Raw genomic sequence first — 15,065 nt, forward strand, 5'->3', positions numbered from 1 at the left:
AACAATAAGCTCATATGGAAGGCATCCGTACAGCCTCCATACGAGCTTATTTATGAAATGGATGAAATGATCTTTTCTTTTGCATCTTTGGATACATAGTGCTTCTTGGAAAAAACATTATAGTGATTCGTTCTGACCTCGTTCAGAATCGCACGGTATAACAGGGCAGCACCTTTTACCGGGGTCCTTGAATATACAGGATAAAGATTCATGGTACGAAACGCTTTTTCATAGTAATCTTCTGCAAGTCGGGCCATCTCTTCCCACATAGACTGAAATGCCTCGTTGATTCTATGTTCTTTTAAATCCGTTACGGTATACTCATATTTCACTAATAGATCCTGAGGGATGTATAGTCGTCCCCTTTCAAGATCCTCGCCGATATCTCTTAATATATTGGTCAGCTGCATAGCATAACCAAGATAGATTCCATCTTCCCTCAATGACTGTTCTTTCCCGGGGGCAAGGATGGGGAGGAGCATTAATCCTACAGTGCTCGCCACGTGATAGGAATAGTCAAGGACATCGTCTATATTGACGTAGACCCTTTCACCAAGATCCATCCTTTGCCCCTTTATCATATCCCGGAAAGCTTGAACATCCATGTTGAACCGTTTAAACACATCATCCAGTGCTACCCACATTGGCTCATCCGGGGAATAAAAACCGGTCAGATACGATTCGAATTCCATTTCGAACCGGCGCAATTCCCCTGAAGGATTCGTGCCCTCGTCAACGATATCGTCTACTTTGCGGCAAAAGGCATACACAGCCCATACAGCCTTCTTTTGATCTTTAGGAAGTAAGGAAAAAGCTCTGTAAAATGTTTTGGAATGAACCTTTATGATATTCTCACAATGATCGTATGCTTCCAAGATCTTGTTCATGTAAGGACACATCCTTCCTTTCTGATTCTGTTTTGCAATATTCTTTAAAAGCTTGGGCAACGAGCTTCGCACCTTGCATGACAATCGGTACTCCTCCGCCAGGGTGAATGGATGCCCCGACAGCAAAGATGTTCTTCTCCGGAAAGGGTTGTACCTGAGGTCGGAAGGGACCGGATTGAACCAAGCTTGGCGCAATTCCGAAGCTTCCCCCAGAATATAACCCTTCTTGCATTGCCTCTTCAGGCGTTCTGATTTTCATCCATATAATCTGTTTTCTCAGTTCTTCGAATCCCCTTTCTTCCATTGTATCCACTACAAGGTCGGAAAGAAATTCTGAAGCTTCTTTCCAATCCAATTTCTCCGACACCGGAACCGGTATGAGGACATACAGGACGCTCTTATCTTCAGGGGCAAGTGAAGAATCGACCTTGGAAGGATTGAATACGTAAAAGGAAGGTTCCTCAGGAATTCTCTTATTCTTGAAGATATCCTCCATATTCTGCGAGAAATTTTCATTTAAATAAAATTGATGCATTTCCTTATCATCATACTTCCTGTCGACTCCCATATATAAAAGCACACAACCTGATGAAGGCTTATACGGTTTGGGCGCTTTCTTCCTGACTAATTTGGATGCAGTAGGGAAATCCCCATTTATGATAACCGAATCGACCGGCTCCCTCTGGTCCCCAAGGATGATATGAGTCGCTTTGCCTCCATTTGTTTCGATTTCAGAGACGGGTAAGGAGGTCTTGATCGTGACACCATGCAGGTTGCACGCTTCCTTCACATGATCCAGTAAGCCCGCATATCCCGCTTTTATATAATAGATGCCGTGCTTATGTTCACTGTAGGATACCAGGCTGTAAATTGCCGGGGTGGTGTAGGGGTTCCCTCCGATATACAGTGTTTGCAATCCATACGCTGTCTGCAATTTCCCGTGATGAAAATAATGCTGTAAGTTCCCCATCACATTGCGGTATGCCTTTAGCTTAAGCAATGAACCAAGCGTTTTGGGATTGAGATAATCCCTCGTTTTCAGAAAGGACGTTTCAAGAAATTGGGGCTTCCCTATTGCAAATCGTTCTTCCATATCCCTCATAAATTGAAGGAAGCCCTCTTCATCCCCTGGAAACTTCTCCTTGATTTCGTCATATTGCTTATGGATATCGGCATATTTCGTATACGTTTGCCCATCTGCAAAATGAACATCATAGAGGGGATCACAGCGGACGAATTCGATTTTATCCGTATCTATGCCTGCCTCTGAAAGAATGGACATGAGCATGTCTGGCAGCAGGACAATGGTAGGTCCCTTATCAATCTTGTAATCCCCTTCCTGAACAAAGGCAAGACGTCCACCGATCGTCGACTCTTTCTCATAAACCGTGACATCGTGACCATCCTTCGCGAGTAACAATGCCGAAATCAACCCTCCGATACCTGATCCTACGACTGCTGTTTTCATAGAGCTTCCTCCATCGTTTGTTCTTTAGTGAACGAGTACGAAGGGTCTTCATTCATTAACATATTGGTTGTGATCCGCGCAGATTCTAATATTGTAGGCAATCCACTCCCTGGATGCGTACCTCCGCCGACCAACCAGCAGTGGTCGAGTTCTTCAAATTTGTTATGCGGGCGGAGTGCCATCATTTGCGTCAATTGGTGACCAAGATTGAAGGTGGCACCTTCGTATATATTGAAGTCTGTCTCCCAATGATGGGGAGAGATGATCTTTTCTACCTTGATATGATCGCGGATATTCTCTAAACCTGTCTTGCTCTCAACGGCATCCAATACCAGATCCCGGAACATTTGTTCAATTTCCGTCCAATCAATCCCGCTTACATTATTAGGGACCGGTGCAAGGATGTATAATGTGGAATGCCCCGGCGGAGCAAGTGTCGGGTCTGTCACTGATGCATTTTGGATATAAATGGAAGGGTCCGCCGAAAGGGTAAATGTTTTCGTTATCTCCTCTACATTTCTACGATAATCCTCCGCAAACAAGATACTGTGATGGGGAAGATCATATTGTTTATCAAGCCCGAGATACATCATAAATGTGGAACAGGAGTATTTTTTCTTTTTCAGCTTTTCTTTGCTGTATTTTTTCAAAACCCCATCTTCCACCAGGTTGGTCATGACATGGGCAAAGTCCCCGTTGATGATCACTTCATCTGCGGCAATGCTTTCTCCATCTTCTGTTATGATTCCTTTTACGTTATTTCCGTCTTCAATCCACAACTTCCTGACACCGTGCCCGAGGTGGATTGAGCCTCCATGCTCCTTCACCACTCTTGCCATGGCTTTCGATAGTTGATTCAATCCACCGATCGGATGAAAGACACCGTATTCGTGCTCCATGAAAGACAGTATGGAAAAGGCACCCGGACACTCCCAGGGGGACATGCCTAGATATTTCGACTGAAAGGTGAACGCCAGTCGCAATTCATGTTCTGTAAAGTAATCACTTAACACGCTGTATAGGGATTTACCCAGAGATAATTGAGGAAGTGCCCTCAACACCTTCCAACTAATATATTGATAATATCGATCCATTGGGCTCTGTAAAATCGGTTTCAAACGCTCCATTTTTTTACGTGTATCATTCATGAAACGTGAATATCCTTCTGCATTCCCTGGATAATGCCGTTCGATTTCCTCCGATAACGCTTCGGGATCTTTATACATTTTGACTTTTTTATCTTTAAAAATGAGTTCATACATCATGGAAAGCTCCCGCAGGTCAACATAATCATGAAGATCCCTTCCTGATGCCTCGAATAATTCTTCTGCTATTTCCGGCATGCTGAGGAATGTCGGCCCAATATCGAATGTATAGCCATCCATCGTGACAGAACCATTTCGTCCGCCCACAAATGATTGCTTCTCATAGATTTCTACTTTGTACCCTTTACTGGCAAGAAGCATTGCCGCGGCCAGGCCCCCGGGACCTGCACCGATGACGATTATCTTTTCGGCCATCATTATAGCCTCCAATGTATTTTATTTGTACAATTATTATACAACACTTATACAATTGTTTTCCACTATGAAAAAATAATAAACTTCATTTTTCCAATTAAATTTGTTATTTTCTCCTCATTGGACTTGTCCTACACTCAATAAACCCTTTCAAACCGCAATCGGATCTCTTTTCCATGTATTTGTTGCTAATGAGCAACAAAATTCAACACCTGAACAAATAGGAGGCATAGTAAAGGATTCTTACCCTTTACTATGCCTCCATTTCAATCATTCATACTTTCATTCTATGTTTATACCTGTCTCTAAATTCTTAGTCCCTTTCCTCAATTGCTTTACTCCACAATTTCAATATTATAATCCTTGAACCACACATGGATCTGGGCAAGGTGGGCGAGTAGTTGGGGACCGGTCATGAGCTGGCCGTACCAGGGAACTTCAAAGGCTGCTCCTCCGCTTGCGACGATTTCTTTGAGTTTCTCTTCGTCAAATAATTCATAGAGAATGCTTGATTTGTCTTCCAGGATTTCATTGAGCCAGTCACCGACCAGTTTGGTATACTCCGGGTGATGGGTTTTCGGGTATGGGCTTTTCTTTCGGTAAAGGACTTCATGGGGAAGTACCCCTTCAAGTGCCTTCCTCAGAATGCCCTTTTCCCTTCCTTCGTGCATTTTCATCTCCCACGGGATGTTCCACACATACTCTACAAGTCTATGATCGGCAAACGGGACGCGGACTTCGAGGCTCGCTCCCATACTCATTCGGTCCTTTCTATCCAGCAAAGTCGTCATGAACCATAGTAAGTTTAAATAGAATAATTGTCTCCTTTTGGTCTCCACTTCATTCTCCCCATCCAACAACGGGGTTTCGGCAACCGTGCGATCATACTGCTCGAGGACATACTCCTCAAGGTTCAGTTTCTTGCTCCATTCTTCTTTAAGAAGACCCTGTCGTTCCGCTGTGGAACGCATCCACGGGAATCCTCTTCGGTTAAAATCTTCCGGACGGTGGAACCATGGATACCCCCCGAAGATTTCATCTGCACATTCACCAGACAGCCCGACGGTAAAATCCTCTTTGATTTCCCTGCAGAACCATAAGAGAGATGAATCCACATCGGCCATTCCCGGAAGGTCCCTTACATGCACCGCTTCAATCAGATGGTCCTTTAACTCTTGTTGACTGATCTCACATTTGTGATGAATCGTATCGAATTCAGCTGTCATCTTTTCAATCCAAGGGGCATCGGAGTTCGGTTGGAAATCATTCGCTTTAAAGTATTGATCATTTTCTTCATAATCAATGGAGTACGTATGAAGTTTCCCTTTCCCCTCTTCCTTATATGAATTTGCTGCCACCGCCGTAATGGCACTGGAATCGAGTCCTCCCGATAAGAATGTGCACAAGGGTACATCGGAAACAAGCTGCCTCTCTATGGCATCCGTAAGCAGAACGCGCACTTTCGAGACCGTTTCGATGAACGAATCCGTATGCTCCTCACTTTTTACATTCCAGTATCTCCATACATTCAAACCTTCCTTGGAGAAGATCATGCTATGGGCAGGACGCAGTTCCTTCACCCCTTTGAACACACCATTCCCCGGAGTGCGGGATGGACCGAGACCGAGCACTTCTGAAAGCCCCTTCAGGTCCACCTGTGGCAAAACATCAGGATGAGCAAGTAAAGCTTTGATTTCTGATGCAAACAGGATCCCGTCATCCTTTTCAACAAAAAATAAAGGCTTTACGCCCATTCTGTCCCTACCTATAAATGCATGCCCCTTCTCACTGTCCCATACGGCAAAGGCGAAGATCCCGTTCAGGTGCTGAACACATTCTTCCCTCCACTCAATATAAGAGGATAACAGGACCTCGGTATCAGAATGCCCTTTGAAGGTATACCCCTTCTCTATAAGTACTTGTCTAAGGTCTTCTGTATTGTACAGCTCTCCGTTATAGCAAATGGTGAAAGTGTGTCCGTTATGGTGGAGGCTCATAGGCTGCCTTCCTCCTGCAGGATCGACTACGATCAATCGTTTATGACCAAACGCAGCATGCTGGTCGACCCAGACATTCGTTTCGTCAGGTCCCCTTTTAGAAAGGGTTTCCGCCATTTTCTCAACCACTTCTTTTTCATTCGACATATCTTGTTTATAATGGATCCAACCTGTAATTCCGCACATAGTGATCATCCTCACTTTCTAGTCAAACAAACTGGGCTCACTGACACATAAATTATTCTATGCCCCTTTTAGAGAAATGGTTAATTGTCTCAATCAATCTTTACGTGAATGAAATATGATAATTATGACAAGAAATGTAGTTAAGGAGGGATATTCACTTGAGCAACATTTTTCGATCAAACATTTTAAAATCCCAAAAAAGATCTTTTTCCGAAGGCACTGCTTTATTCGAAGAAGATACATGGTTCTTTTTCGAGATCGACGCCGAGGAAGAATCTGAGCTCGAATTTTACCTCAATCATGAACTGAAAGTGTATAGAGATGGAGAGTGGCTTTCTGGCGTACTCTTGGAAGACGGTCTCATCGTCACCCCTTATGAGCGAATAAGAATCGAGAATGGCGATCGAATTCAAATAAAGAAGAATATATTGTATTCACTGGAGCATTTATTAGAAGAGATTTCGGATGATGCCTTTCATCAGTTTACAACAGCCTTAAATAACCTGGGCTATTCGATTTATGACAGTATCTTTTGCCATAACCACCTTGTATTCCTCGAAAACCAAAAAATCAAGGAAGGCGTAAACTTCATCACGTTTGATAACGGTGTGGAAGTATGTGCTGTCCAGCATCACTTCACCTACTATAAAAAGAAACGCGACCGCTTTGAATTCACTTTAAGTACAGGTAGACGAATTGTAATAGAAAGTTTCAATATTTGATCTGAATACCAGATCAAAAAGATAAATGCCTGTCAGGTAATGTACCCGACAGGCATTTGTCTTTTTATATATCCCGGCTTGTCACGAGGTGCCTTTTCTTTAAAAAGGTGTTCATTTTCTCCAGTGACATCGGCCTTTCGATTAGAAATCCTTGTGCAAAATCACAGCCAAGCTCCTTCAGTAATTCTAGTTGCCCGGGAGTTTCCACACCTTCAGCCACCACTTTCATGTTCAATCCCTTCCCCATGGTGGAAATGGATTGAACGATCGCGACATCAGGTGTATGATCGCTCATATTCTGTACAAACGAACGATCGATTTTCAGGATATGAAGGGGGAGATGCTTCAAATAACTTAAAGAAGAATAACCCGTGCCGAAATCATCAATCGCAAGCTTCACCCCAAGGCCGGCAAGTGATTTCATGGCGTCGATTGTATGAGCGGCGTCATGAAGCATGATCGTTTCTGTCAGTTCCAAGCAGAGGTATTCCGCTGGCAGCCCGGATATGGCCAACGCCTCTTCCACATCATTCAGGAACGTAGGGTGCTGGAATTGCCGTGCTGAAACGTTCACAGATATATAGAACTTCCCCGCCTCTTGGTCTAACCACTTTTTTAACTGTATACAGGATTCGACCAGGACCCATTTTCCGATTTCATGAATCAGCCCTGTTTCTTCTGCCAGGGGAATGAATTCACCCGGCGATATCAATCCCCAGGATGGATGCTGCCATCTGAGCAATGACTCACAGCCAATCAGGGATTGACCCTGTATGTGAATGATGGGTTGAAAAGCGATGAACAATTCCTGTTTCTCAATGGCTCTTCTAAGATGGGCCTCCATCTCCACCTTCCTCGTAATCTCTTCCTCCATATCCCTTGAAAAGTAAACGGTATTATTCCCGCCATTTAATTTAGCCCAATTTAGTGCAGAATCGGCATTTCTTAACAAGTCGGCAGTCTCTTCCCCATCCCGGGGATAGATGCCAGCACCAATGCTGACAGACATGTAGAATTCTTTGCCCTGATAAGAAAAAGGTGCCTGGATGGTTTCCAAAATATCCCCAGTGATATCTGAAATAGCGGCCTCATTCACCTCTTTCGTAAGAAGCACCGTAAATTTGTCTCCACTGAATCGGCCGAGATAGGCTCCTTTCGGGAGAATGCCTTGAATCCTTTGGGCAAGTTCTTTGATGATTACATCTCCTACAATATGACCAAGAGTGTCATTAATCATCTTGAAACGATCCATATCCAGAAACAATACCGCCAGCTGCCGTTTCTTCTTCTTCGCCCGTTGAATATGCTCGTCTACCATTTCCCGGAACTTCATCTTATTAGGAAGGTCGGTTTCACCGTCATAATATGCGAGCTGCGTGATTTTCTTCTCAAATTGACGCTCTTTCGTGACATTTCGCCCTATCCCGAAGATCCCGACACATTTACCCTCAACGGTAATCGGGATATTCTTGATTTGAAAGAAATTCACTTCCCCTTTCTTGGATGCAATGGGAAGATCATAATACTGCTCCCTACCATCCATGGCCCGGTAAAAATGCCTCCTTACCCGCACGGCGTCCTCTTTCCTGATAAAGTTGAGGGCTGATTTCCCAAGAACCTCTTCCCTCGTAAATCCAAATGTTTTCATGAAAGAAGGGTTGAGGGAATTAAACCGGCCGTTCAGATCGGTACTGTAGACAAAATCCGTATTATTATCAAAGAGGGAACGGTAATACTCCTCAGAAATCTGGATGTTTTGTGTTAATTCTTTAATATCCTTTTCTGCTGTATTGATTAAATGGGTTAAACTCATCATAACATCGGCTTCAGGGGTTAATTGAAAATCGATTTTCATACCCCTGATGGGTTCACGGACACCTTCAGACAATCCAAGATATGAAAGGGAATGAGCCATCAGCTTCGGTTTCTTCCCACTGATCCCCAATTCTCCATAAGAGAAGAAACCCGTCAAGGGCGATATCCGGTTTAGATAGGAAAGTTCCTGATTCGTCACATCGCGAACATACCTTCTTCTGGCTATACAATTATATACAAAATGAGTTTCTACCGGATGGCGTTTCAATCGGGACAAGAGCTTTGTTGTGGAGCGGATTAAATCCTGTACATCCACAAATCCAAACGACACCGTGTCACCCTCCGTCACTTCCTGACTGAGTTCAACACTCCCATTTGGCAGCACATTCACGATATAGACCGCCACTTTATCATTCTTATTTTGCAATAGAAAAGGGAACTCGATCGATGAGTCAGGAAGATCCTCCACAAACCTCTTCCCTAAATAGGTTTCAAGTATACGGATCGGTTTCACATGATTGATACCCTCCAAAATATTCCCTTTTGCTTTCGTGATGTTGAAGACTGGGCCAACTTCCTGCCATTCTTCTATGCTATGGGAATGGACCTTCAATTCTTCACCACTCAATGAGGCCGTAACAAAGCCTTCGCTTGATATTTCGTGGTTCGTGAATACATATGCCGGCCTTTTAAGAGGCAAATCAGAAGAAACACCACCGACGATGGTGACTTCATCCCCTCTTTCCGATACACCTTCCAAAAATTCCTGAACGCCAAGCTGTAAGTGGCTCGCAAAGATAATGAATGCTTTGGTGTCGGATTTACCAACAGATTCATACAATTGATTACCGATCTGCTTACTTGTACCTGACTTTTCTTGTAAAAGGGATTCTATCGTAGTGGTTTCAAATATCGTAAATGATAAAACGATTTCTGAAACAACCGACCCATCTATGACTTGACCGTTCGAGCTGCAGCCAATGAGGGTCCCACGGGGTAATATGTGGTTTAAGTGATTTTGCAGACCTTCTATGATCGCTAAAGGGGAATCGCCGACAAAGGCCTGTATCAGGAGGGAAGGAAATTGATCTATACCGTGCTCTTGAATAAATTGATTTAAGGATTGTTCACCTTTATATATGAATTGAAAGGACTTCACCATTTTCTACACCTACTTGAAAGACATCGTTTCTATCAAAATACCACAATTCGACAGATTTGGATATCCATTTATATGAAAATGGCAGCAGCTAAGTCCTTAATCAAGGGGAAAAGAGGTAAATAAAAAAGCCCGCTCCATAAATGAGCAGACTTTTTAAACCTTATGCAAATGGATGAAGACCAAGTGGTAAACGCAGTCCCAAATACAGAACAAGGAGCAGCGCGATCACCATGACAATCCACAATACATTCGTGCTTTTCCCTTTATTCATGCGGACCAGGATCATCTCAAACATCCCGATCACCCATATTCCCACCAATCCTTTAATGCCATAAAGGGCCGGATTGATTCCCTGATGCTTCCAGAATAAAAGGGCACCGGTCAGAATAATGAGCAAGTAAAATAATCGTAAGATCATATGTACAACTTTCATGCCTTTTTTCTTCCCTGCGTTATGCAATCCGACCGCTACAAAGAAAAGAATGATGGCAACGACCCACGTTGTAATATGGGCATGTGTATTATCAAACATATTGAACCTCCTACAGGTAGATAGTTTACGCTCATAATATTACCACAGTCTGTACACCAACAGAAATTTTAACTAATCCTGTAACGGATTTGTCAAAACTCCCAATCCTTCTATTTCGATTTCCACTACATCTCCCTTTCTCAAAAAGCGTGGCGGCTTATAGCCTTTTCCGACTCCTGATGGTGTACCTGTTGCAATGACATCCCCCGGCAACAAGGTCATACCCTTAGAGAGGGTGGAAATAATCGTCGGAATGGAGAAAATCATCTGTCCCGTATTGGAAGACTGGCGGATTTCCCCATTGACCATCGTGGTGATGGTGAGATTCTGAGGGTCATCCACTTCATCCTTTGTCACAAGGAATGGACCCATCGGGCAAGTTGTATCCAGACTTTTCCCGATAAAAAACTGTCCGTGCTTTTTTTGGAGATCACGGGCTGTGATATCATTCAGGATCGAATAACCAAACACATGGTCCATCGCTTCTTCAGGAGAAATCCCTCTCCCTTTCTTTCCGATGATCACGGCCAGTTCCCCTTCATAATCCAGCTCTTCCGTGATGTCATCATGATGAAGCACCGTTTCCCCGTGACCGATGACCGTTTGGGTTGCTTTCGTGAAAATCATGATATTCTTCGGGATATCCTGTTCACCACCCATTTCAATGGCATGTTCACGATAGTTCTTTCCTACACACATGATGTTTCTCTTCACTTTCGTAATCGGGGAAAGCCATTGCACTTCATCCTTTGCGAAAGATGGCAGAGCTCCAGCATTCTTTCTAAGAACCCCTTCCACACGTTGGAGAAAACCTTCCCCGGCTTCGATTCCCTGAAGTAAATCCCCAGGTAATTCATCCACCCCTGCTAAATCAATGATCCTTCCTTCAACTTCCACACCATACGTTTCTTTCCCCTCAACTGCATAGCTAACGAATTTCATCCTCATTCATCCCCTTTTCAGTTTTACACTTCTCCCTTTTTAACAACATTGCCTCTCCCATAACTCAACACTCGCCAAAGCTTTTCAACTGGTCCATATCGAAACTTGGATAACCAAATTTCAGAGAGGATCACCTGTATGATATATATCCCAACTGCAAGCATCGTCCCTGTTGTCAATGTCACTTCTCCGTAAAGGCCAAACCCATAGGAATAGAAGATAAGGGTGCCGATGATGGATTGCATCAGGTAATTCGTGAGGGACATCTTCCCTACTGAAGCGATTGGCTTGCTCCATTTCATCATTTTTTCATTCAACAATAATAATGAAAGGATTATTGCATAAGATACTGATAAGAACGGACCTCCTAAAAAGTCCTGTATATAGCTGTAAGCAAAGTTGGACTCAATGAATAGCGGCAACGATTTAATGATGATTCCAATGAGTAACGTACATCCACCTGTTATCATCCAAACCTTCTTATGATTCCTGACCTTTTCCAACAGTTGCAGTTTACTTGCGCCTGCCCCGATCATCATCATAGGAAGAATCGAAAGCAACAAGAATAAAAGATTTTCAGGTGAGTTCACCACATACCAGTCCTGAAAGCGCTGTTCCATGATACTGCTGAAGCTGCCTGAGGCATAGGCTGAGACCGAATCCTGCAAAGCGGCAATGTTTGTATAGTTGGTCACACCCGTCGGATCAGTGAAAGTCATCAACACTAGTAAAATACTGAAGAACACCTGCGGCATTAAAAATAGAATTCCTCCATGCCACATCAAGCCCTTCCCGGAAAGCCGCATGAAACCAATAAGGATCAGACCGAATACGGCGTAATTTATCAGGATGTCCCCTGACCAGATCAGGAAGGCATGAAAGCAGCCGATTCCCAATATAATAACAAGTCTTCTTACCCCAAACAGGTAGAAGGATGTTCCTTTCACCGTTGCCCTTTGTTGTTGAATCCCCAGCCCATATCCAAACATCATGGCGAATAACGGATAAAAGCTTGCTTGAACCAATACATCGATCCAAGGAAATAATGCCGTATCTTCAGGTGTTTTCCACCACGTATACGGATCAAAGTACAAAAACGGTGAATGGAAGGAAATCATGTTGATGATAAAGATGCCGAGCAGAGAGAATCCCCTGATCACATCGAGACTTACAATACGTTCTGACTGTTCAATTGGCGACAAGGTGTTCATTCATCTTCCTCCGAAAAAATTAATCTTGTTTCTATTCTAACCCGAAACGGAAAAATAGGCGATCATCACCTATTCCTGTTCTTCACATAGAATAACAATAATTAACTTTGTCTTAAAGGTGTGAGTCGAAATGCCTGCAATTGTAGGAATTGCACAAGTCATAAACGTCGGTTCCAGTGCCGTCTTTCATATTGGGGATGTCTTTAACATCAGCCCGGTCTCAACAGCCAAAACCTTTGCCGGTGCAGGTTCATTTATAACTGGAAGAGGGATTTCCGTCTATAATGAAAGCTCCTTGACCTATACGGTAGACGACGATGGAATGGATCAAGGAATAAACTTTACCCTATGAGTGTGATGCGAAAATGACAAATTATTATGTTCAACAAACCATACAGATTCAATTCATTAAAATCGGGGGTATGTCCAATTCTTCCGTATTGCAGATTGGTACATGTGGACAAATAAACACAAATGACTATCTGTATAATACCGGTGGTTTTACGGAGCCTGCTCCTGAAGCAGAAAAAAACGGCAGTGTTTCAAAGGGACCATCAAGTTCACCTTTAGTCCCTCTACAAAACCCTTAAAAGAGTCCGCGACAAGGAAAGAGGTGGCAGGATGACTAATTACTATATGACACCACAACAACTGTATCAGTATATCGAGATGTTGAATTCGAGAATTGTCGCGTTAGAAAAAAAAGTAGATGAGCTTTCACAGGAACTGACGACGATCAAAGATACTCCCAAGATAAACGTAGAAAAAATCGAGTATAAGTTTGATCAGCTTAAAGTCGAGTCCTTGGATGGTACACTGAATATCGGCATTAACCCAAGCAATCTAAAGGATACGATAGAGGATCTGGCCGTAGACCAGAATGTGAACGTCGATTCAATCAAAGACCTCACCCCTTATAAAGAAAGAATAACGAACGAAATACAAGCTTACATCCAAACCGAGGTACCTGCCCTGATACAAGACAATGAAATGCAATTCCAACGCTCCCTTGACCCTTCATATTATGAAATGGTACAGCAGGACCTGCTGAATCAAATGCCGCAGAGAATCGATTTCTATCTGGAGAACATCCCTCATGTCGAATCCAAACAATCTGAAGGGGAATGGGAAAGAAAAATCATTTCAAAGATCAAGCAAGATATTCAAACGGCACTCTTCTCCTTTATGTCCCAGATGCCGGAAAATATGGAAGGGATGAATAACAATGAACCTCCAAGTAATCAATCGTGAATTATCAGTCGGCAGTATCGATATTGCAGGGGTGGCGAGCTCCTCCCTTGTCCTGATCGGGGATGCTGATATCATTCAGCTTACTTCTGCATTCGATACACCGCCAGAGTCATTGATCGTCGGTCCATTCGTTCCACTGACACCGAAAGGATGATAGATGTTTAAGCGATATTCGATTGTAAACAAATTAGATGGCATAACGTTATCCTTTAGCTCTCTCTATCAACTAGGCGATTCCGAAAATATAAATGCTGTATCCTTTGCCTATGCAGTCCAACGAGAGAAAGAATTTTTCTTGACTAGTGAAGGAAGTTTTGATTCTGATGTTTTTCAAGGTCCACTGAAAAAACCTCCCATCGATCCAACAGTGAGGGTCAACAGACTAAACCTTTGTCCGATCAAAGTAGATCAAATATTTGTAAAGGCTACAGCGTTCTCTTCCATTATCCATATTGGAAATACGTCAAATGCCGCTATGGAGGCAAGAGTGAAACATATCCGACAACTTGAGCCTAAAAAACATGAAGAGCTGGAAAACTTCGAAACCATAGACCAGCCGGACTAGAAACCCGTAGAAACGGGGAACATGAACATTCTAACCTATTCCACATAGGTTAATTGTATAGATACTTTTTGAAGAGGATGTTGAATATGCCCGCTTTAGTAGGTCCTGTCGCTATTCTTAATGTAGGTGGAGGAAATGTACAGTTTGGGGATACAGGTATTATCTCCCCTAAGTCCGCATCGAAAACGTTTAGTGGTTCCGGCGGCTTCAATACCGGACCATTTCAACTGAGCTACAATGTCTTCAGTGTTAATACAACTTTTGATTGTAACGTAGTAGACCAGCCAATAACCGGAAATAACTAAAAAAACCAAAAAGCCCATCACCAGGCTTTTTGGTTTTTTTATATCGACTATCTCTTCTTTCTTCGCTCGTGACTTTTCTTCGTTTTGATTAATTTGGTTGGCGGCTGCTTGCGGATCCATTTTATGAATGCATGAATCTTCTCATCTTTTCTTAACTCTTCAATCGTGTTCAATCTTGCTCCAAGCTCCTCATTTGTGTAAAGGGAATGAATCTGTTTATGACAAGGAATGCATAGTTGTGCCGTGGGAAGAAATGTTCCCCCAACCTCTTTGGGTGTGAGGTGATGAATCGTGATTTCTACATTTCTCCTGGCACATAACTCACATGCACCAATCGCTCTTTTACTCATCTTTCACCATTCCCTCATGAAGTGATTAGTATAGGTATTCCCTGCGGCAGCATAAAAAATGGGCTGGGACATAACTAAATCCATTTTCTCTAACAATTAAAGTTAGGATCACTTGTAACACCGCTATTGATTTCCGTGCAAGATTCCGCTTT

16 protein-coding genes are annotated in these 15,065 nt (G+C 43.1%); 7 read left to right on the forward strand and 9 right to left on the reverse strand.

The window, feature by feature from the left end; translation table 11 throughout:
- Positions 1–50: 50 nt before the first annotated feature.
- The 4 genes from ATG71_RS19295 to asnB form a co-directional block, all read right to left on the reverse strand.
- Complete coding sequence (locus ATG71_RS19295; RefSeq protein WP_098441064.1) at positions 51–887, reverse strand: phytoene/squalene synthase family protein; 837 nt, start codon at positions 885–887, stop codon at positions 51–53.
- On the reverse strand, positions 853–2,355 hold the full coding sequence (locus ATG71_RS19300; protein ID WP_098441065.1) for a phytoene desaturase family protein: 1,503 nt from the start codon (positions 2,353–2,355) through the stop codon (positions 853–855). The genes ATG71_RS19295 and ATG71_RS19300 overlap by 35 nt, the downstream gene beginning before the upstream one ends.
- Positions 2,352–3,875 carry a phytoene desaturase family protein gene (locus tag ATG71_RS19305; RefSeq protein WP_098441066.1) on the reverse strand — a complete coding sequence of 508 codons (1,524 nt, stop codon included), beginning with the start codon at positions 3,873–3,875 and terminating at the stop codon, positions 2,352–2,354. Before ATG71_RS19305 ends, ATG71_RS19300 begins: the two co-directional genes overlap by 4 nt.
- A 335-nt stretch (positions 3,876–4,210) precedes the next feature.
- The gene (gene asnB, locus ATG71_RS19310; protein WP_179886586.1) at positions 4,211–6,067 is read right to left on the reverse strand and encodes an asparagine synthase (glutamine-hydrolyzing); all 1,857 of its coding nucleotides are present in this window, start codon (positions 6,065–6,067) and stop codon (positions 4,211–4,213) included.
- A gap of 149 nt (positions 6,068–6,216) precedes the next feature.
- Between asnB and ATG71_RS19315 the strand changes: the two genes are divergently transcribed.
- A complete protein-coding gene (locus ATG71_RS19315; protein WP_098441068.1) occupies positions 6,217–6,780 on the forward strand; it encodes a DUF2777 family protein in 564 nt (187 codons plus the stop codon).
- 64 nt (positions 6,781–6,844) lie between these two features.
- Here ATG71_RS19315 and ATG71_RS19320 read toward each other — a convergent pair whose 3' ends face one another.
- From ATG71_RS19320 to ATG71_RS19335, 4 genes are all read right to left on the reverse strand, one after another.
- Positions 6,845–9,757 carry a bifunctional diguanylate cyclase/phosphodiesterase gene (locus ATG71_RS19320; RefSeq protein WP_098441069.1) on the reverse strand — a complete coding sequence of 971 codons (2,913 nt, stop codon included), beginning with the start codon at positions 9,755–9,757 and terminating at the stop codon, positions 6,845–6,847.
- A gap of 160 nt (positions 9,758–9,917) precedes the next feature.
- The gene (locus ATG71_RS19325) at positions 9,918–10,289 is read right to left on the reverse strand and encodes a YisL family protein (RefSeq protein ID WP_098441070.1); all 372 of its coding nucleotides are present in this window, start codon (positions 10,287–10,289) and stop codon (positions 9,918–9,920) included.
- Between the two features lie 72 nt (positions 10,290–10,361).
- Positions 10,362–11,231 (reverse strand): fumarylacetoacetate hydrolase family protein, encoded by an 870-nt coding sequence (locus ATG71_RS19330; RefSeq protein ID WP_098441071.1) that lies wholly within the window; start codon positions 11,229–11,231, stop codon positions 10,362–10,364.
- A gap of 23 nt (positions 11,232–11,254) precedes the next feature.
- Positions 11,255–12,442 carry a DUF418 domain-containing protein gene (locus ATG71_RS19335; RefSeq protein ID WP_098441072.1) on the reverse strand — a complete coding sequence of 396 codons (1,188 nt, stop codon included), beginning with the start codon at positions 12,440–12,442 and terminating at the stop codon, positions 11,255–11,257.
- Positions 12,443–12,572: 130 nt separating this feature from the next.
- Between ATG71_RS19335 and ATG71_RS19340 the strand changes: the two genes are divergently transcribed.
- The 6 genes from ATG71_RS19340 to ATG71_RS19365 all read left to right on the forward strand — a co-directional run bounded on the left by ATG71_RS19340 (position 12,573) and on the right by ATG71_RS19365 (position 14,563).
- Positions 12,573–12,794 carry a spore germination protein gene (locus ATG71_RS19340; protein ID WP_034763379.1) on the forward strand — a complete coding sequence of 74 codons (222 nt, stop codon included), beginning with the start codon at positions 12,573–12,575 and terminating at the stop codon, positions 12,792–12,794.
- Positions 12,795–12,807: 13 nt separating this feature from the next.
- Positions 12,808–13,032: a spore germination protein GerPB gene (locus tag ATG71_RS19345; RefSeq protein WP_098441073.1), complete on the forward strand. Its 225-nt coding sequence runs from the start codon at positions 12,808–12,810 to the stop codon at positions 13,030–13,032.
- A gap of 31 nt (positions 13,033–13,063) precedes the next feature.
- Positions 13,064–13,693, forward strand: a complete 630-nt coding sequence (gene gerPC, locus ATG71_RS19350) for a spore germination protein GerPC (protein WP_098441074.1) — start codon at positions 13,064–13,066, stop codon at positions 13,691–13,693.
- Positions 13,668–13,847, forward strand: a complete 180-nt coding sequence (locus tag ATG71_RS19355) for a hypothetical protein (RefSeq protein WP_034763377.1) — start codon at positions 13,668–13,670, stop codon at positions 13,845–13,847. Before gerPC ends, ATG71_RS19355 begins: the two co-directional genes overlap by 26 nt.
- Before the next feature lie 3 nt (positions 13,848–13,850).
- The gene (locus ATG71_RS19360) at positions 13,851–14,258 is read left to right on the forward strand and encodes a spore germination protein GerPE (protein WP_098441075.1); all 408 of its coding nucleotides are present in this window, start codon (positions 13,851–13,853) and stop codon (positions 14,256–14,258) included.
- Positions 14,259–14,344: 86 nt separating this feature from the next.
- The gene (locus ATG71_RS19365; protein ID WP_098441076.1) at positions 14,345–14,563 is read left to right on the forward strand and encodes a spore germination protein; all 219 of its coding nucleotides are present in this window, start codon (positions 14,345–14,347) and stop codon (positions 14,561–14,563) included.
- 47 nt (positions 14,564–14,610) lie between these two features.
- Here the strand turns inward: ATG71_RS19365 and ATG71_RS19370 are convergent, their stop codons facing one another.
- Positions 14,611–14,913 carry a hypothetical protein gene (locus ATG71_RS19370; protein ID WP_098441077.1) on the reverse strand — a complete coding sequence of 101 codons (303 nt, stop codon included), beginning with the start codon at positions 14,911–14,913 and terminating at the stop codon, positions 14,611–14,613.
- Positions 14,914–15,065: the final 152 nt, after the last annotated feature.

The organism is Bacillus sp. es.034 (genome assembly GCF_002563655.1).
Classification (GTDB): Bacteria; Bacillota; Bacilli; order Bacillales; family Bacillaceae_B; genus Rossellomorea.

Bases quoted from the DNA above. Each gene is read 5' to 3' on its own strand.
- ATG71_RS19295 (WP_098441064.1), bottom strand. From the start codon at position 887: ATGAACAAGATCTTGGAAGCATACGATCATTGTGAGAATATCATAAAG.
- ATG71_RS19300 (WP_098441065.1), bottom strand. From the start codon at position 2,355: ATGAAAACAGCAGTCGTAGGATCAGGTATCGGAGGGTTGATTTCGGCA.
- ATG71_RS19305 (WP_098441066.1), bottom strand. From the start codon at position 3,875: ATGGCCGAAAAGATAATCGTCATCGGTGCAGGTCCCGGGGGCCTGGCC.
- asnB (WP_179886586.1), bottom strand. From the start codon at position 6,067: ATGATCACTATGTGCGGAATTACAGGTTGGATCCATTATAAACAAGAT.
- ATG71_RS19320 (WP_098441069.1), bottom strand. From the start codon at position 9,757: ATGGTGAAGTCCTTTCAATTCATATATAAAGGTGAACAATCCTTAAAT.
- ATG71_RS19325 (WP_098441070.1), bottom strand. From the start codon at position 10,289: ATGTTTGATAATACACATGCCCATATTACAACGTGGGTCGTTGCCATC.
- ATG71_RS19330 (WP_098441071.1), bottom strand. From the start codon at position 11,231: ATGAAATTCGTTAGCTATGCAGTTGAGGGGAAAGAAACGTATGGTGTG.
- ATG71_RS19335 (WP_098441072.1), bottom strand. From the start codon at position 12,442: ATGAACACCTTGTCGCCAATTGAACAGTCAGAACGTATTGTAAGTCTC.
- ATG71_RS19340 (WP_034763379.1), top strand. From the start codon at position 12,573: ATGCCTGCAATTGTAGGAATTGCACAAGTCATAAACGTCGGTTCCAGT.
- ATG71_RS19345 (WP_098441073.1), top strand. From the start codon at position 12,808: ATGACAAATTATTATGTTCAACAAACCATACAGATTCAATTCATTAAA.
- gerPC (WP_098441074.1), top strand. From the start codon at position 13,064: ATGACTAATTACTATATGACACCACAACAACTGTATCAGTATATCGAG.
- ATG71_RS19355 (WP_034763377.1), top strand. From the start codon at position 13,668: ATGAACCTCCAAGTAATCAATCGTGAATTATCAGTCGGCAGTATCGAT.
- ATG71_RS19360 (WP_098441075.1), top strand. From the start codon at position 13,851: ATGTTTAAGCGATATTCGATTGTAAACAAATTAGATGGCATAACGTTA.
- ATG71_RS19365 (WP_098441076.1), top strand. From the start codon at position 14,345: ATGCCCGCTTTAGTAGGTCCTGTCGCTATTCTTAATGTAGGTGGAGGA.
- ATG71_RS19370 (WP_098441077.1), bottom strand. From the start codon at position 14,913: ATGAGTAAAAGAGCGATTGGTGCATGTGAGTTATGTGCCAGGAGAAAT.